Source organism: Methanomethylovorans sp. (assembly GCF_041305605.1).
Taxonomy (GTDB): Archaea; Halobacteriota; Methanosarcinia; order Methanosarcinales; family Methanosarcinaceae; genus Methanomethylovorans.
The window spans coordinates 1-4,505 of the sequence record NZ_JBFYLB010000178.1 but is presented as its reverse complement, the minus strand read 5'-3'; the positions used below and the strand labels follow the sequence as shown (position 1 = coordinate 4,505).

Here is a 4,505-nt window from a genome sequence, read left to right as displayed (position 1 = left end):
ACTGGTAAAATTTTGCCCAACAAGCTCGGAACCGATCACCTTTCCATTTTCAGTTATCAGGTTTCCATTAGCTTGATGGGGAAATACTACCTGGGATATGCCTGTAATAACAACAGGATAGATAATGCCTAGTATTACGGAAAATACTACAAATATTAATAAAGCATTCTTGATTTCCTTCATTTTTAACCACCTGCAGCACCTGATAAAGTGATAAGTATATCTATCAACTTGATTCCGGCAAAGGGAATAATTAGGCCACCCAGGCCATATATTAAAATGTTCATAGCCAACAACTGTGATACTGAAGATGTCGAACGATATTTTACACCCTTAAGAGCTAAGGGTATGAGCAATGGTATTACAATGGCATTGAAAATAATCGCAGACAGGACTGCACTTGAAGGGGTTGAAAGGCCCATTATATTCAAGATACCGAGTTGTGGATAAGCAACAGAGAATATTGCAGGGATGATAGCAAAATACTTGGCTACGTCATTCGCTATGCTAAAAGTGGTCAGAGCACCCCTGGTTATAAGGATCTCTTTGCCTATTTCAACTATGTCCAGTAACTTGGAAGGAGATGAATCAAGATCCACCATGTTCGCTGCTTCTCTTGCTGCAGAAGTTCCGGCACTCATGGCAACTGCAACATCAGCCTGCGCAAGAGCCGGAGCATCATTGGTACCATCACCGATCATAGCTACAAGATATTGGTTATCTCCGGATTGATATTTGCGTATCATCGCTAATTTGGTTTCGGGTTTTGCCTCAGCCATAAAGTCATCAACACCTGCTTCCGCAGCAATGGATGCAGCAGTAAGCTGGTTATCGCCTGTGATCATAATGGATTTTATACCCATATTCCTAAGCTGCAATAACCTTTCATTGATACCTTTTTTCACTATATCCTTTAATCTTATGACCCCTAAGATCCCGGTGTCATCAGCTACCACAAGAGGAGTATCTCCTTTGGTTGATATGTCTCTGATCGCGTTTTGCATTTCATCAGGCACACTCCCACCGTTAGACAGAACAAAATCCTCTATGGCAGATGCAGAACCTTTTCTTATTTTTCTGGGACCAATATCTACTCCGCTCATACGTGTTTCCGGCGTGAAAGGAACGAAATGAGAGGATTCAGGAGCATGTATATCTCTCCCCCGTATATCCAATTCCTTTTTCGCCAGTTTTACTATACTCCTTCCCTCAGGAGTTTCATCAGCAAGCGAAGACATTAGAGAAGCCTCAGTTAGATCCTTCAGTCCAATGCCTGCTGCAGGAATGAATTCAGTGGCCATCCTGTTTCCCAATGTGATAGTTCCTGTCTTGTCCAGCAGCACCACACTTACATCTCCTGCCGCTTCCACTGCCCTGCCACTTAAAGCAATCACGTTGTGCTGAAGTAACCTGTCCATACCTGCAATACCAATAGCCGGTAAAAGCGCTCCGATAGTGGTAGGCATGAGGCATACAAGTAAAGCTATCAAAATGGGTATGGATATCGATATGCCCATATAACCGGAAAATGCCCTAAGGGTGATCACTACGGCTAAAAACAATGCTGTCAAACCGATAAGCAAAAGTTCAAGTGCACGTTCGTTGGGTGTTTTCTGTCTTTTTGCACTTTCGACCATGCTTATCATATTATCAAGAAAAGTATGACCTGGGTCCACCGTAATTCTGACTTTAACATTTCCTGAAAGTAGTTTGGTACCGCCAGTGACTCCGCATTTATCACCGCCAGATTCCCTTACCACCGGAGCAGACTCTCCTGTGATAGCTGATTCATCGACAAGCGCTGTCCCTTCGATAATATCACCATCACTAGGTATGACCTCCCCTTCATCAATGAGGACGATGTCATTCCTTTTCAGGGATAGCGCTGACACTTCGGTTACGCTTCCATTATCAAGGATCTTCTTAGCCTTTGCTTCACTTCTGGTTTGTTTAAGCGATTCTGCCCGGGCCTTTCCCTGACTTTCGGCTATGGCTTCTGCAAAGTTTGCAAATAGAACCGTAAACCATAGCCATATTGTGATCTGAAGGTCAAAAGATACACTGGTACCTTCAAATATGTCCCAAATGGTTAACAAAGTTGCAATAAGGGCACCTATTTCAACAATGAGCATTACAGGATTATTGAGGAGTTTGATCGGGTCTAGCCTTGAAAATGACCCTTTAAATGCTTCTAATAGGATCTTTTTCTGGAATATGCCTGATGTTCCTTCTTTCATATCTTCACCTCTTTAAGCAATATTCATCTCCCCAGCATCAGTAAATGCTCCAGTCCGGGCCCGAGTGCAAATACAGGGAAGAAAGTAAGAGCTCCGATTATAATGATCACGGCAACCACCATTATTACAAACAGAGGACCTGTTGTTGGAAAGCTTGCCGAGTTTACAGGCACTTTTCCTTTCTGGGCCAAGGAACCAGCAATAGCAATTGCAGGGATTATGGTAGCAAAACGACCTATTAATATCCCCAGTCCTGTTGTAAGGTTATAGAATATTGTATTGGCACTAAGTCCTGCGAATGCCGAACCGTTGTTAGCAAGCGCAGAGAAATAAGCATATAAAATTTCAGATAAGCCATGAGATCCTGGATTACTAATACCGGACAAGCCTTCAGGTACTGATACGGCAATAGCCGAAAAGATAAGAATGGCTGCAGGAGGCAATATGAGTGGTATAAGGGCCAGTTTCATCTCATCCGGACCTAATTTCTTACCAAGGAACTCAGGAGTCCTGCCTATCATAAGACCAGCTATGAACATGGTCAAAATAACATAGAATAGCATGCCAGCCATTCCCACACCCAGTCCTCCGAATATCACTTCACCTGTGCCCATGTAAAACAGGTACACTAATCCTGTAAGAGGCATTACGCTATCATGCATGGAATTGACGCCACCGTTTGAAACTGCGGTTGTAGCCACACCCCATAGGACAGATTCACCTACTCCGAATCTTATCTCTTTGCCTTCCAGATTACCGTCGGAAACACCCAGTTTTTCCATCAAAGGATTTGGTTGATCCTCTGACCATAATGCCACTCCCAAACCCATTAGCAAGAGGATCATCATTACTGAGAATATTGCCATACCCTGTTTGAAATTCCGAACCATGTACCCAAAAGCAAAAACAAGGGACATAGGTAACAGCAATATCGAGAGGGTTTCGAAGAAGTTAGTAATGCTGTTCGGGTTCTCGAATGGATGTGCCGAGTTTGCATTGAAGAATCCGCCTCCATTTGATCCCAGTATCTTTATAGCCACCTGCGATGCCGCCGGACCGAGAGGTATGGTTTGAGTAGAACCCTCCAGAGTTTGGACGGTTGCATACGGATCAAAAGTCTGTACAACCCCCTGGGAAACTAATAAAATTGAAAGTATCAGCGACAGTGGCAAGAGGATGTAAAGGAGAGAACGGGTCATATCTACCCAAAAATTGCCTAGATTCTCCGTATTTTTGTGAGTAAAACCTCTGATGAGGACTAAAATAGTAGCAATACCAACAGCTGCAGAAACAAAGTTTTGTACAGCCAGACCGAGCATCTGAGTAAGATAGCTCATAGTAGTTTCACCGCCATATGATTGCCAATTGGTATTGGTGACAAAAGATATTGCAGTATTAAGAGCAGTATCCCACCTTACACCAGGCAATCCTTGAGGATTGAGTGGCAGGACCCCTTGCAACAACTGAAGCAGAAAAAGGAACGCTATGGAAATGATATTGAACGTAATAAGAGAGTAAGCATATTTTTTCCAGTTCATTTCCTCTTTATCATCAATTTGCACCAATCGATAGATCAATCGTTCAATTGGGCTCAGCAATGGGGTCATGAAAGTCCTTTGACCCTCAAAAACTCTGGACATGTATTTACCTGTCGGAATCGACAGAACAATGGTAAGTAAGAGGAACAGGAAAATAAAGATAAGGTCATCTGCTTGTATGATAACACCTCAGAAAATCAATAGGTTGGCTATTGTAATGTAACAAACCGGATAATCAGATCTCATAGCAAAAGTTTTGCAACTTGGAAACATAAATGGACCACCAATGCGATTTTTGCATTATATAGGATTCACTTTGCTATTTTATTGCAGAATCTTATTTTTCCCAGCATATTGGGATTTATAATAACTTACTTAGCCCCTTCTCCTACAGGAAAAGAGGTACTAAACTCTTAATATATATACTTTTTGTACAATATTGAGCTTGAATAGATTAAATTTTAAAAAAATCGAGACCCAATGAATCACTTAACAAATACATTTCCTGTAAAATAGTTCATTCGAGTGCATCTTCCCGCAGGTAAAACCTTACAGCAAAGCTCCCGGAATTGATATAAATAGTATTGGCCAAAATAGTTTAAGAAAAAAGAAACCTGGAAGTCTTTAAATGCCCAAAGCTCTAACCCTGCTCGTTTGTGTATTAGTTGTCCTGATCAGCCTCCCGTTGACTGTGGGAGCTGATGATACGGGCATCCGGATAGTGGATATA

The 4,505-nt window shown here is 42.1% G+C and carries 3 protein-coding genes; all 3 read right to left on the bottom strand.

The annotated features are described in order from the left end of the window. Positions 1-183 (bottom strand): potassium-transporting ATPase subunit C (locus tag ACCM36_RS11430; RefSeq protein ID WP_370573894.1); only part of this gene is annotated, 183 nt, incomplete at its 3' end. Between the two features lie 2 nt (positions 184-185). Next, complete coding sequence (gene kdpB, locus ACCM36_RS11425; RefSeq protein WP_370573893.1) at positions 186-2,237, bottom strand: potassium-transporting ATPase subunit KdpB; 2,052 nt, start codon at positions 2,235-2,237, stop codon at positions 186-188. Positions 2,238-2,260: 23 nt separating this feature from the next. After that, positions 2,261-3,931 (bottom strand): potassium-transporting ATPase subunit KdpA, encoded by a 1,671-nt coding sequence (gene kdpA / locus ACCM36_RS11420; protein WP_370573895.1) that lies wholly within the window; start codon positions 3,929-3,931, stop codon positions 2,261-2,263. Between the last annotated feature and the right edge of the window lie 574 nt (positions 3,932-4,505).

What these genes read in the sequence shown, in the direction of transcription:
- kdpB (WP_370573893.1), bottom strand. Translation starts at nt 2,237, where the DNA reads ATGAAAGAAGGAACATCAGGCATATTCCAGAAAAAGATCCTATTAGAA.